The organism is Streptomyces sp. NPDC127108, from assembly GCF_042677545.1.
GTDB lineage: Bacteria > Actinomycetota > Actinomycetes > Streptomycetales > Streptomycetaceae > Streptomyces.
In genome coordinates this window covers 16,019-28,990 of the sequence record NZ_JBHXTE010000056.1, presented here as the reverse complement: position 1 = coordinate 28,990, position 12,972 = coordinate 16,019, and the positions used below count along the sequence as shown (strand labels likewise).

Below are 12,972 nucleotides of genomic sequence, written 5' to 3'. Positions count from 1 at the left end.
CTAGAACCGTGAACACAGAGAACTTGATTGCGCTGCTGGTGGCGGCGCCTCTGCTCGGAGCGGCCGTACTGCTGTGCGGCGGGCGCCGGTTGGACCGTGTGGGTCACTGGATCGGCACGGCGCTCGCGGCCGTCTCCTTCGTGATCGGGCTCGTGCTCTTCACCGACATGCTGGGCAAGGGGGCCGAGGACCGGTCCCTGCATCAGCACCTGTTCAGCTGGATCCCCGTCGAGGGCTTCAAGGCGGACGTCGCCTTCCAGCTGGACCAGCTGTCGGTGACATTCGTCCTGCTGATCTCCGGCGTGGGCACGCTGATCCACCTGTACTCGATCGGGTACATGGAGCACGACGAGCGGCGCCGCCGCTTCTTCGGCTACCTGAACCTGTTCCTCGCGGCGATGCTCCTGCTGGTCCTCGCCGACAACTACCTGCTCCTGTACGTCGGCTGGGAGGGCGTGGGCCTCGCCTCGTACCTCCTGATCGGCTTCTGGCAGCACAAGCCCAGCGCGGCCACGGCGGCCAAGAAGGCCTTCCTGGTCAACCGGGTCGGCGACATGGGCCTGTCGATCGCCATCATGCTGATGTTCACCACCTTCGGGACGTTCGCCTTCGAGCCCGTCCTGGGGGCCGCCGAAGAGACGAGCGAGGGCAAGCTGACGGCGATCGGCCTGATGCTCCTGCTCGCGGCGTGCGGCAAGTCCGCGCAGGTGCCGCTGCAGTCCTGGCTCGGGGACGCGATGGAGGGCCCGACCCCGGTCTCGGCCCTGATCCACGCGGCGACGATGGTGACCGCAGGCGTGTATCTGATCGTGCGCTCCGGGGAGATCTTCAACGGCGCCCCGGACGCGCAGTTGGCGGTCACCGTCGTGGGCGCCGTGACGCTCCTCTTCGGTGCGATCGTCGGTTGCGCGAAGGACGACATCAAGAAGGCCCTCGCCGGTTCGACGATGTCCCAGATCGGCTACATGATCCTGGCCGCGGGCCTCGGCCCCATCGGCTACGTCTTCGCGATCATGCACCTGGTGACGCACGGCTTCTTCAAGGCCGGGCTCTTCCTCGGCGCCGGTTCGGTCATGCACGGCATGAACGACGAGGTGGACATGCGGAAGTACGGGGGCCTGCGGAAGTACATGCCGGTGACCTTCGTGACCTTCGGTCTCGGCTATCTCGCCATCATCGGCTTCCCCGGTCTGTCCGGCTTCTTCTCCAAGGACAAGATCATCGAGGCGGCGTTCGCCAAGGGCGGCACGGAGGGCTGGATCCTCGGCTCCGTGGCGCTGCTCGGCGCGGCCATCACGGCGTACTACATGACCCGTGTGATGCTCCTGACCTTCTTCGGAGAGAAGCGCTGGCAGCCGGATGCCGACGGCAACGAACCGCACCCGCACGAGTCTCCGAAGTCCATGACGATCCCGATGATCCTGCTCGCCGTCGGGTCGGTGTTCGCCGGTGGCTTCTTCAGCATCGGCGACCGCTTCATGCACTGGCTGGAGCCGGTCACCCACCACGACCACGGCGACTCCCCGCTGAGCGCCGCCACGGTCACGGGCGCCACCATGGTGGTCCTGGTCATCGGCGTGAGCCTGGCCTGGGTCCAGTACGGCCGCAGGCCGGTCCCGGTCGTCGCCCCGCGCGGCTCGCTGCTCACCCGCGCGGCCCGCCGCGACCTGCTCCAGGACGACTTCAACCACGTGGTCCTGGTGCGCGGCGGCGAGCACCTCACGCGCTCCCTGGTGTACGTCGACCACACCTTGGTGGACGGCGTGGTCAATGGCACGGCGGCCTCGGTCGGCGGGCTCTCCGGACGGCTGCGCAAGCTGCAGAACGGCTACGCCCGCAGCTACGCGGTCTCGATGTTCGGCGGCGTGGCGGTCCTCATCGCCGCGACCCTGCTGATGAGGGCGGTCTGATACCGATGTCGTTTCCTCTGCTGACAGCGACGGCCGCGCTTCCCGCGGTCGGCGCGATCGCCACGGCGGCCGTCCCGGCCGCACGGCGGACCGCCGCCAAGTGGCTCGCGCTGTTCTTCTCCCTGGCCACGCTCGTGCTGGCCGTCGTGGTGGCCGTCCGGTTCGACCCGGACGGCGACCGCTATCAACTGACCGAATCGCGCGCCTGGATCAGTGACTTCGGGGTGCGGTACGAGCTGGGCGTCGACGGCATCGGCGTCGCCCTGATCGCGCTCACCGCCCTGTTGATCCCCTTCATCATCCTGGCGGGCTGGCACGACGCCGACCCCCTGGAGACGAAGTCGTCGCGCTGGCGGCCCACCCAGGGCTTCTTCGCCCTGATCCTGGCCGTCGAGGCGATGGTGATCATCTCCTTCGAGGCCACCGACGTCTTCCTCTTCTACATCTTCTTCGAAGCCATGCTCATCCCGATGTACTTCCTCATCGGCGGCTTCGGAGACCGCGCCCACACGGGCAGCGACGAGAACGCCTCGGCGCAGCGCTCGTACGCGGCCGTGAAGTTCCTGCTCTACAACCTGGTCGGCGGCCTCATCATGCTGGCCGCCGTGATCGGGCTCTACGTGGTCGCCGGGAACTTCTCGCTCCAGGAGATCGCCGAGGCGCGGGCCAACGGCTCGCTGGACATGGCGACCAACACCGAGCGGCTGCTGTTCCTCGGCTTCTTCTTCGCCTTCGCGGTGAAGGCCCCGCTGTGGCCGCTGCACACCTGGCTGCCGAACGCGATGGGCGAGGCCACGGCCCCGGTCGCCGTGCTGATCACGGCGGTGGTCGACAAGGTCGGCACGTTCGCGATGCTGCGCTTCTGCCTCCAGCTGTTCCCGGAGGCGAGCAAGTGGGCGACACCGGCGATCCTGGTGCTCGCGCTGATCAGCATCATCTACGGCGCGCTGCTCGCCGTCGGCCAGCGCGACATCAAGCGCCTGGTGGCGTACGCGTCGATCTCGCACTTCGGGTTCATCATCCTCGGCATCTTCGCGATGACGTCCCAGGGGCAGTCCGGCGCGACGCTCTACATGGTCAACCACGGCCTCTCCACGGCCGCCCTGATGCTGGTCGCCGGCTTCCTGATCTCGCGCCGCGGCTCGCGTCTGATCGCGGACTACGGAGGAGTGCAGAAGGTCGCGCCGGTGCTCGCGGGCACCTTCCTGATCGGCGGTCTGGCCACGCTGTCGCTGCCGGGGCTCGCGCCGTTCGTGAGTGAGTTCCTGGTCCTGGTCGGCACGTTCGCGCGCTATCCGGCGGTCGGGATCATCGCGACCTTCGGCATCGTGCTCGCCGCGCTCTACACCCTCGTGCTCTACCAGCGGACGATGACGGGCCCGGTGAAGCCGGAGGTCGCGTCGATGCCCGACCTGAAGGTGCGCGAACTGGCCGTGGTGGCCCCGCTGATCGCCCTCCTGATCGTCCTCGGCGTCTACCCGAAGCCGGTCACCGAGCTGGTGAACCCGGCGGTCAAGCACACCATGTCCGATGTCCAGAAGAAGGACCCCAAGCCCGAAGTGGAGGCCGCCAAGTGAGTGCGACAGCCGTCCACAGCCTGTGGACAACGGCGGCCGAGCCGATCGACAAGATCGACGCGCCGAACATCGAGTACGGCCAGCTGGCACCGACCCTGATCGTCATCGGTGCCGCCGTCATCGGAGTGCTCATCGAAGCCTTCGTGCCGCGCAAGTCCCGTTACTACGCCCAGCTGTTCGTCTCCGTCGTCGCCCTCGCCGCCGCCTTCGCCGCGGTCGTCGCCCTCGCGGCCGGGGGCTACGGCACCACGAAGGCCCGCATCGCGGCGATGGGCGCCATCGCCGTCGACGGTCCCGCGCTCTTCCTGCAGGGCACCATTCTCCTCGCCGGTCTGGTCGCGATCTTCACCTTCGCGGAGCGCAGGCTCGACCCGGTGGCGCACGGCAACCGCGTCGACTCCTTCGTGGCGCAGGCCGGAGCGGTGCCCGGCAGTGAGGGCGAACAGGCCGCCACCAAGGCCGGGTTCGCCACCACCGAGGTGTTCCCGCTGGCACTGTTCGCCATCGGCGGCATGCTGGTCTTCCCGTCGGCGAACGACCTGCTGACGTTCTTCATCGCCCTGGAAGTCTTCTCGCTGCCGCTGTACCTGCTGTGCGCCCTGGCGCGCCGCAAGCGGCTCATGTCGCAGGAAGCGGCCGTGAAGTACTTCCTCCTCGGCGCCTTCGCCTCCGCGTTCACGCTGTTCGGCATCGCGCTGATCTACGGCTACGCGGGCTCGGTGTCGTACGGCACGGTCGCCAAGGTCGTCGACGGCACGATCACCACGGTCGACCCCGCTCTCGCGGGCACCATGGGCAACGACGCGCTGCTCCTCATCGGCTCCGCGATGATCGTGATGGGTCTGCTCTTCAAGGTCGGCGCGGTGCCGTTCCACATGTGGACGCCCGACGTCTACCAGGGCGCGCCCACGCCGGTGACGGGCTTCATGGCGGCGGCGACGAAGGTGGCCGCGTTCGGCGCGCTCCTGCGGCTGCTGTACGTCGTGCTCCCTGGGCTGCGCTGGGACTGGCGGCCGGTGATGTACGGCGTCGCCGTGATCACGATGCTGGGCGGCGCGATCGTCGCGATCACCCAGACCGACATCAAGCGGCTCCTCGCGTACTCGTCGATCGCGCACGCGGGCTTCATCCTCGCGGGTGTCATCGCGACCACGAAGGACGGCGTCTCGTCGGTGCTTTTCTACCTTGGCGCGTACTCCTTCGTGACGATCGGCGCGTTCGCGGTGGTCACGCTGGTGCGGGACGCGGGCGGCGAGGCGACGCACCTGTCGAAGTGGGCGGGGCTCGGCCGCCGCTCACCGCTGGTCGCCGCGGTCTTCGCCGTCTTCCTCCTCGCCTTCGCGGGCATCCCGCTGACCTCCGGGTTCTCGGGCAAGTTCGCGGTGTTCAAGGCGGCCGCCGAGGGCGGCGCGGGCGCGCTGGTCGTGGTCGGTGTGATCTCGTCCGCCATCGCGGCGTTCTTCTACATCCGCGTGATCGTCCTGATGTTCTTCAGCGAGCCGAAGGCGGACGGCCCGACGGTCGCCGTGCCGTCGCCGCTGACGATGACGGCGATCGGGTTCGGCGTCGCGGTGACGCTGGTGCTCGGTGTGGCGCCGCAGTACTTCCTCGATCTGGCCAACCAGGCGGGAGTCTTCGTCCGGTAGGCGGGGGCTTCGGCTCCGCCTGCCTCGTACGGTGCCGCCCGGCGTCCCGCAGCTCGCGGGAGGCCGGGCGGTGGCGTGTGCGGGGCCCGGCGGTGCCAGGGGCGGCGCATTCTTCACACCGCGGGGGCCGGCCTGTGGATAACTTCGTGGGCTGTCGGCGCGGACCCCTATCGTGGACGCAGTGGTGGAAGCACGCGGTGGTCGAGGCGTGACGTACGGGGGCTGGGCGATGTATGGGATCGGTGGCATGACTGAGATGGACGAGGGCGCGAGTCGGTTCGCGGACCCGGACCCGTTCGACGACCCCTTCGGGGACCCGGAGGAGGACCCGTTCGGCGACCCCGGCGAGGATCCGTTCGCGGACGCGCACCCGGGCGCCGGACCGGGCGCGGGCCCCGGCGCGGGCTCCGGCCCGGTCGCCACGGGCAACGCGCTGGAGACACTGCACCGCGTCTTCGGGTACGACTCCTTCCGCGGCGAGCAGGAAGCGATCATCGACCATGTGGTCGCGGGCGGCGACGCCGTCGTCCTCATGCCGACCGGCGGCGGCAAGTCCCTGTGCTACCAGATCCCGGCCCTGGTCCGCCCCGGCACCGGCGTCGTGGTCTCCCCGCTCATCGCCCTGATGCAGGACCAGGTGGACGCGCTCAGGGCGCTCGGCGTGCGGGCCGGGTTCATGAACTCGACGCAGGACTTCGACGAGCGCCGGGTGGTGGAGGCCGAGCTGCTCGCGGGCGAGCTCGACGTGCTCTACCTGGCGCCGGAGCGGCTGCGCCTGGACGCCACGCTCGGCCTGCTCTCCCGGGCCCGGATCTCCGTCTTCGCCATCGACGAGGCGCACTGCGTCGCCCAGTGGGGCCACGACTTCCGCCCCGACTACCTGTCCCTGTCCGTCCTCGGCGAGCGCTGGCCGGACGTGCCCCGCATCGCCCTGACGGCGACCGCCACGGACGCCACGCACCGGGAGATCACCCAGCGCCTGGCCATGCCCGACGCCAAGCACTTCGTGGCGAGCTTCGACCGGCCGAACATCCAGTACCGGATCGTGCCCAAGGCGGACCCCAAGAAGCAGCTCCTCACCTTCCTGAAGGAGGAGCACGAGGGCGACGCGGGCATCGTCTATTGCCTCTCGCGCAACGGCGTGGAGCGCACCGCCGACTTCCTCCGCGCCCACGGCGTGGAAGCGGTGCCGTACCACGCGGGACTCGACGGCGGCACGCGCGCGCTGCACCAGTCGCGGTTCCTGCGCGAGGACGGCCTGGTGGTGGTCGCCACGATCGCCTTCGGCATGGGCATCGACAAGCCCGACGTCCGCTTCGTCGCCCACCTCGACCTGCCCAAGTCGGTCGAGGGGTACTACCAGGAGACGGGCCGCGCGGGCCGCGACGGCATGCCCTCCACGGCCTGGATGGCGTACGGCCTGCAGGACGTCGTCCAGCAGCGCAAGCTCATCCAGGGCAGCGAGGGCGACGAGGCGTTCCGGCGCCGGGCCGCCGCGCATCTGGACGCCATGCTGGCGCTGTGCGAGACGGCCCAGTGCCGCCGCGCCCAGCTCCTGACCTACTTCGGTCAGGACCCCACCGCCGAGTCCTGCGGGAACTGCGACACCTGCCTCACCCCGCCGGAGACCTGGGACGGGACGGTGGCCGCGCAGAAGCTCCTGTCGACCGTCGTGCGGCTGCAGCGCGAGCGCGGCCAGAAGTTCGGCGCCGGCCAGATCATCGACATCCTCCTGGGCCGCCGGACCGCCAAGATCATCCAGTTCGACCACGACCAGCTGTCCGTCTTCGGCATCGGCGAGGACCTCGCCGAGGGCGAATGGCGTGGTGTGGTCCGGCAGTTGCTCGCCCAGGGGCTGCTCGCGGTCGAGGGGGAGTACGGCACGCTCGTGCTGACCGAGACCAGTGGCTCCGTGCTCGGTCGGCAGCGGGAGGTGCTTCTGCGCAAGGAGCCCAAGAAGCCCGCCGGTGCGGCGCGTTCGGGAGGCAGGGGCGAGCGCAAGGCGCGGGCCGCCGCCGCGGTGGCCGAGCTCGCGCCCGAGGCCGTGCCCGTCTTCGAGGCGCTGCGGGCCTGGCGGGCCGCGCAGGCTCGGGAGCTGGGGGTGCCTGCCTATGTGATCTTCCATGACGCGACGTTGCGGGAGATCGCCACGGTGCGGCCGACGTCCGTCGGGGAGCTGGGGGGTATCGGCGGGGTCGGTGAGAAGAAGTTGGCGACGTATGGGGAGGGTGTGCTGGAGGTGGTGGCGGGGGTGGGGGCGTAGGGCCTCGCGGCGCGCCCCAGTCCCGCCCCTTTCCCGAACCCGGGGGCTCCGCCCCAGACCCCGCTCCTCAATCGCCGGAGGGGCTAAGACTCAGCCGCACATTTTCTAGCCCGTCCGGCGATTGAGGACGAGGCGCGGAGCGCCGATACGGGGTCCGGGGCGGAGCCCCGGGTTCGGGAAGGGGCGGGATTGGGGAGCCCCCGGCAAGGCCCCCGCCCCCACCCCCGCTGCCTCCTCAGCCCCGCGTAGCCGCGATTCGGCCAGTGACCTCGCCCAGGCCCACCCGGGTCCCGCCGGGTCCGGGGGCCCACGCGGTCATCGTGACGACGTCGCCGTCCTCGAGGAACGTCCGCTTGCCGTCGGGGAGTTCGAGGGGATCGCGCCCGTTCCAGGTCAGCTCGATGAGGGAGCCGAACTGCTCGGGGGAGGGCCCGCTGACGGTGCCGGAGCCGTAGAGGTCACCGGTGCGCAGGGAAGCGCCGTTGACGGTCATGTGGGTGAGCTGCTGGGCGGCGGTCCAGTAGACGGTGGAGAAGGGGGGTTCGGAGATGACGTGGCCGTTGAGGGAGACGGTGATGCGGAGGTCGTAGCCGCCGGGCTCGTCCGCGACGGACTCGGCGGAGTCGTCGAGGTAGGGGAGCAGGGGCTCGGTGCGCGCGGGCGGGGCGACGCGGGCGGCGTCCAGGGCCTCCAGGGGCGTGATCCATGCCGAGACGGAGGTGGCGAAGGACTTGCCGAGGAAGGGCCCGAGGGGGACGTACTCCCAGGCCTGGAGGTCGCGGGCGGACCAGTCGTTGAGGAGGCAGAGGCCGAAGACGTGCTCGCGGAAGTCCGTGAGGGGCACGGGGGTCCCGAGCGTGGACGGCGCGCCGACGACGAAGCCGACCTCGGCCTCGATGTCGAGCTTGGTGGACGGGCCGAAGACGGGCGCGGTGTCGGCGGGCGTCTTGCGCTGACCGGTGGGGCGCACCACGTCCGTGCCGGAGACCACGACGGTGCCGGACCGGCCGTGGTAACCGATAGGCAGGTGCTTCCAGTTGGGGGTGAGCGGCGTGGGCGCGTCCGGGCGGAACATCCGGCCCAGGTTCGAGGCGTGGTGCTCGGAGGCGTAGAAGTCGACGTAGTCCGCGACCTCGAAGGGCAGGTGCAGGGTGACGTCGGAGAGAGGGTGGAGCAGCGGGCGGACGGCGTCGCGGTGGGCGGGGACCGTCACCCAGGCGGTGAGGGCGCGGCGGACGTCGCTCCACGTCCGGCGTCCGGCGGCGAGCAGCGGGCCCAGGGTGGGCTGGGCGAGCAGCGAGACATAGGGCGAGCCGAGGGCGGCGGCGGCCGCGCCCGCGTCCAGGACGTACGAGCCGATGCGGACGCCGACCCGACGGCCGTCCGAGGCGGCGGAACCGGACGCCGATCCGGCCGCTGATCCGGGCGTGGGCCCGGATGCGGAGTCCGTGGCGGACCCGGCCGGGGAGAAGACTCCGTACGGAAGATTGTGCGGGCCGAAGGGGTCACCCTCGGGGAGGTCGAGCGGGTTCTGCTCGGACATGCGTGCCTGCCTCGCTTTCCAATCTGAGTGCTCCACACGTTACGTCGGAAGCCTCGCCGGGGGCAGTGTCTAAAGAGTTCGCAATGTCCGGATAAACCAGGAGTGGAATGGTCAGTTCCTGCATAGCTTCCTTGGGGGGACACGGACAGGGCTGGGTCCGGTTCGGCGCAGACGGACACGTGGGGGGACCCGTGACCATTTCAAGCGGCGGCATGGGGTTAAGGCCGGACCGCGAAGTGCCCGGACTGATAGTCAAGTTCGGCGACTACCCGTTGCACCACGGCGGTGTGGGGGCGATCCGCAGCCTGGGCCGGCTCGGCATCCCCATGTACGCGATCACCGAGGACCGGTACACGCCCGCGGCGGCGTCCCGCTACCTCACACGTGCGTTCCCATGGCCGACCACCGGCGTCGAGGACCCCGCGTACCTGGTGGAGGGCCTGCTGCGGATCGGGCGGCGGATCGGCAGGCCGACGGTGCTGATCCCGACGGACGAGGAAGCGGCCGTCCTGATCGCCGAGCACCAGCGGGAGTTGCGGGACGCGGACTTCGGGGGGTTCCTGTTCCCGCCGGTGGCACCCGCGCTGCCGCGGCGCCTCGCCAGCAAGCAGGGGCTGCACGAGCTCTGCGTGGAGCACGGCCTGTCCTCGCCCGCCTCGCTGTGCCCGCAGAGTCAGGACGACATCGAGAAGTTCGCCGCGACGGCCCGTTTCCCGGTCGTGGCCAAGAACAAGGAGGCGTTCCAGCGCCGCGAACAGCCGGCCGTGAACGGCACCACCCGCATCAACACGCCCGAGGGCCTGCTGAAGCTGGCCTGCGGCTGGGGCGAGCGGCCCGGAGTGATCCTCCAGGAGTATCTGCCGCGCGAGCAGGCCGAGGACTGGGTCGTGCACGCCTACTTCGACGCGGACTCCGCCCCGCTCGCCCTGTTCACCGGCGTGAAGGTCCGTTCCTGGCCGCCGCACGCGGGGATGACGGCGATGGCGTACGTCGTCGACAACCCGGAACTCGCGGATCTCGCCGCGCGTTTCATCAAAGAGATCGGCTTCACCGGCGTCATCGATCTCGACCTCCGCTTCGACCGCCGCGACGGTCGGTACAAACTGCTCGACTTCAACCCACGCATGGGCGCCCAGTTCCGCCTCTTCGAGAGCGAGTCGGGGATCGACGTCGTCCGGGCGATGCATCTGCATCTGACCGGCCGACCGGTCCCCGAGGGGGAGCAGCGCGCGGGACACCGCTATGTCGTGGAGAACATCGACCTGCCCGCCTATCTCGCCTACCGCCGCAGCGGCTATGTGACACCGCACGCGCCGTCCCGTGCCAGCGGCACGGAGCTGGCGTGGGTCGCGGCGGACGACATGTTGCCGGTCTTCACCATGCTCGCGCGCTTCGTACGGCCAGGAGCGAAGCATTTGTTCCAGCTGTGGCGCACCAACCGCCGCGGCGGCACGACCACGAAGTGACGGTGCGCCGTGCGACGGCACGGCGTACAGGACGTCCTGGGGAGGGACTTCGTGAATCAATCAACGCAACCGGTCGCCGTCATCGGAGCGGGCCCCTACGGCCTGTCCACAGCGGCGCATCTGAGGGCCCGGGGCATCCCGGTGCGTGTGTTCGGCGAGCCGATGGTGAGCTGGCAGTCGCACATGCCCGCGGGGATGCTCCTCAAGTCCACACCCGTGGCGTCGAACATCGACGCCCCGCAGCCCGGCCACACCCTCGTCGACTACTGCGACGCGGCGGGCCTGCCCCGGCTGGTCACGGACGAGGACATCATCCCCGTCGAGACGTTCGTCGGGTACGGCCAGTGGTTCCAGCAGAAGATCGTGCCCGACCTGGAGCGGGTGCGGGTGGTCTCCGTCGACCCCCGCCCGGCCGGGGGCTTCGAGCTGAAGCTGGACTCCGGGGAGCAGTTCACCGCCCGCGCGGTCGTCGTCGCCACCGGCCTGTCCGGCCTGTCGCGGCTGCCGTCCGAGCTGGCCGCGGCCGTGCCGGGCGGCCCCTCGCCCGCGGGCCCCGTCTCGCACAGCGCACAGCACCACGACCTCACGCGGTACGCGGAGCAGGACCTCCTTGTCGTCGGCGCCGGGCAGTCCGCCCTGGAGACGGCGGTGCTCGCGGCCGAGGCGGGCGCGCGGGTGCGGGTGTTGGCGCGCGGGCGGCGCTCGGTCGCTTTCGGCCAGCCACCGTGGGACCAGCCGAAGCTGCGCCCGGAGTCCCCGTTCGGCCGCGCCTGGTCGCTGTACGCGCTGAGCTACCACGCCGGGGGGTACCGCCACCTCCCCGCCGCCGCAAGGCACTACCTCACCCGCCGCGTCCTCGGCCCGCTCGGCGCCTGGTGGCTGCGGGAGCGGTTCGAGCGGAAGGTCGAGGCGCGCGAGGTGCGGCGCATCGTGACCACGGGCACCCGCGACGGCCGCCCCGTCCTCAGCGTCGAGACCCTCGGCGGCCGCGCCCGGGAGCTCGCGGCCGACCACGTCATCGCCGCGACGGGCTATCGCGTGGACCTCGCCGCCCTCAGCTTCCTCGGCCACGGCCTGCGCGCCCGCCTCGCCACCAGCCGCGGCACGCCCAAGCTGGGCGAGGGCTATGTCTCGTCGGTCCCCGGCCTGTACTTCACGGGCATGCTCGCCGGGTCGTCGTACGGACCGGTGATGCGGTTCGTGTGCGGCACGGAATTCGCCTCGCCGCGGCTCGCGCGGCATCTGGCGGCGGCCCACCGGGAGGTGTGAGGGCGGGCCCGGTCCGCCGGGCCCAGCGTTCGACTGTCAGCGTCCGGGCCCAGCGCTCGATTGTCACTGTCCGGGCTCAGCGCTCGACCGTCAGCGTCCGGGCTCAGCGCTCGACCGTCAGCGTCCGGGCCCAGCCCACGATCGTCACCGGCCGGGCTCAGCGTCGGACGACCGTCGTCCGGGCCGCCCCGTCCTCAGCGCTCGATCACCGGCATCGGCGCGGGCCGGGCCTCGCGCATGCGCTCCGGAGTCCAGTACTCCGCCTTGGCGGTCCCGTCGTGCCCGACCTCGCTGCTCGTCGTGTCCGCCCCCTTGCCGGGCGTGGCGTCCGACCCCTTGCCGGGCGTCGCGCGGGACCCCTCGCCGGTCTTCGTGTCCGACGCGGCGGCCCCCGCGCCCGGCCGTGACTCCCCGCTGCCGCCGTCCGAGTCCGCGGCCGACGCCTGCCAGGTGAGCAGCGCCGTGAGCAGCGCGGCGGAGGCGGCGGTGGTGAGGGCGAGCTTGCGGGCCGGACGGAAAGTCATGTCGTTCCTTCGTGCCAGGTGACGTACGGAGGCCTTCCCGCGTACGGGAGACCGGCTTGCCCCTGTGCGACGTGCGCGCCGCGCGAACGGTTCCCCGCCCCTACTGCTGCACCTCCCGCACCCAGGCCCGCAGCCCGGCCATGAACCCCTCCCGCTGCTCGACCGGGAGCCCCGCGAGGGCGCGGAGCAGCGGCTCGCCCCGGCGGGCGACGAACGACTCGAGGAGCGGGCGGTACTCCTCGGCGAGGGACACGAGGACCCGGCGGCGGTTCGTCTCGTCCGGGGCGCGCGTGACGATGCCCGCCCGCGCGAGGCCCCCGACCAGTTCGCTCGCCGTAGGCAGGGACACCTGGAGCCGGTCGGCGATGCCGCTGACGGTCAACGGCCCGTCGGCGGCGAGGAGCTGGGGCAGCACCGCGCCGTGACGCGGGGTCAGGCCGTGGCTGTCCATGGCCTCGCGCAGCGGCTCCGGCATCAGGGCGCTCACCGCGGCCCCCCGGAAGTACGGCTCTAGCAGGGGCACGAGCCCCACGATCCGGATCTCGACGGGGGTGAGGGGGTGGGCGGATGCGGCCCCGGGCTTCTCCGGCTCCGGCCTCCCGGGTTCTGGCTTCGCCGGTTCCCGCTTCGCCGGTTCCCGCTTCGCCGGTTCCCGCTTCGCCGGTTCTCGCCCCGCCGGTTCTTGCGCGCTCTGCATTCCGTGAGTGTAGTTTGTTTGGATCCCCAAACTGTTTGGGTATCCAAAGTGTTACGAGCCCAGTGCGAACCACGAGC

Annotated in this window: 9 protein-coding genes; 6 read left to right on the top strand and 3 right to left on the bottom strand. The window is 70.9% G+C overall.

Annotation, left to right across the window (positions count from 1 at the left end; translation table 11 throughout):
- The first annotated feature begins 8 nt into the window (after window positions 1-8).
- The 4 genes from nuoL (at window position 9) to recQ (ending at window position 7,396) form a co-directional block, all read left to right on the top strand.
- The gene (gene nuoL, locus ACFVHO_RS34985) at window positions 9-1,910 is read left to right on the top strand and encodes an NADH-quinone oxidoreductase subunit L (RefSeq protein WP_385723823.1); all 1,902 of its coding nucleotides are present in this window, start codon (window positions 9-11) and stop codon (window positions 1,908-1,910) included.
- A 5-nt stretch (window positions 1,911-1,915) separates the two neighbouring features.
- The gene (locus tag ACFVHO_RS34980; protein ID WP_385723821.1) at window positions 1,916-3,487 is read left to right on the top strand and encodes an NADH-quinone oxidoreductase subunit M; all 1,572 of its coding nucleotides are present in this window, start codon (window positions 1,916-1,918) and stop codon (window positions 3,485-3,487) included.
- Window positions 3,484-5,133 (top strand): NADH-quinone oxidoreductase subunit NuoN, encoded by a 1,650-nt coding sequence (gene nuoN / locus ACFVHO_RS34975; RefSeq protein WP_385723819.1) that lies wholly within the window; start codon window positions 3,484-3,486, stop codon window positions 5,131-5,133. Before ACFVHO_RS34980 ends, nuoN begins: the two co-directional genes overlap by 4 nt.
- Window positions 5,134-5,380: 247 nt before the next feature.
- Window positions 5,381-7,396: a DNA helicase RecQ gene (gene recQ, locus ACFVHO_RS34970; RefSeq protein ID WP_385723816.1), complete on the top strand. Its 2,016-nt coding sequence runs from the start codon at window positions 5,381-5,383 to the stop codon at window positions 7,394-7,396.
- A 235-nt stretch (window positions 7,397-7,631) separates the two neighbouring features.
- Here recQ and fahA read toward each other — a convergent pair whose 3' ends face one another.
- Window positions 7,632-8,939 carry a fumarylacetoacetase gene (gene fahA, locus ACFVHO_RS34965; RefSeq protein WP_385723814.1) on the bottom strand — a complete coding sequence of 436 codons (1,308 nt, stop codon included), beginning with the start codon at window positions 8,937-8,939 and terminating at the stop codon, window positions 7,632-7,634.
- Window positions 8,940-9,151: 212 nt separating this feature from the next.
- Between fahA and ACFVHO_RS34960 the strand changes: the two genes are divergently transcribed.
- Both ACFVHO_RS34960 and ACFVHO_RS34955 read left to right on the top strand, forming a co-directional pair.
- Window positions 9,152-10,405 carry an ATP-grasp domain-containing protein gene (locus tag ACFVHO_RS34960; RefSeq protein WP_385723888.1) on the top strand — a complete coding sequence of 418 codons (1,254 nt, stop codon included), beginning with the start codon at window positions 9,152-9,154 and terminating at the stop codon, window positions 10,403-10,405.
- A gap of 51 nt (window positions 10,406-10,456) precedes the next feature.
- Window positions 10,457-11,674, top strand: a complete 1,218-nt coding sequence (locus ACFVHO_RS34955; protein WP_385723812.1) for an FAD-dependent oxidoreductase — start codon at window positions 10,457-10,459, stop codon at window positions 11,672-11,674.
- Between the two features lie 194 nt (window positions 11,675-11,868).
- On the opposite strand, the gene ACFVHO_RS34950 is transcribed toward ACFVHO_RS34955, so the two are convergent.
- On the bottom strand, window positions 11,869-12,198 hold the full coding sequence (locus tag ACFVHO_RS34950) for a hypothetical protein (RefSeq protein ID WP_385723809.1): 330 nt from the start codon (window positions 12,196-12,198) through the stop codon (window positions 11,869-11,871).
- Window positions 12,199-12,298: 100 nt separating this feature from the next.
- Window positions 12,299-12,721: a MarR family winged helix-turn-helix transcriptional regulator gene (locus ACFVHO_RS34945; protein WP_385723806.1), complete on the bottom strand. Its 423-nt coding sequence runs from the start codon at window positions 12,719-12,721 to the stop codon at window positions 12,299-12,301.
- Between the last annotated feature and the right edge of the window lie 251 nt (window positions 12,722-12,972).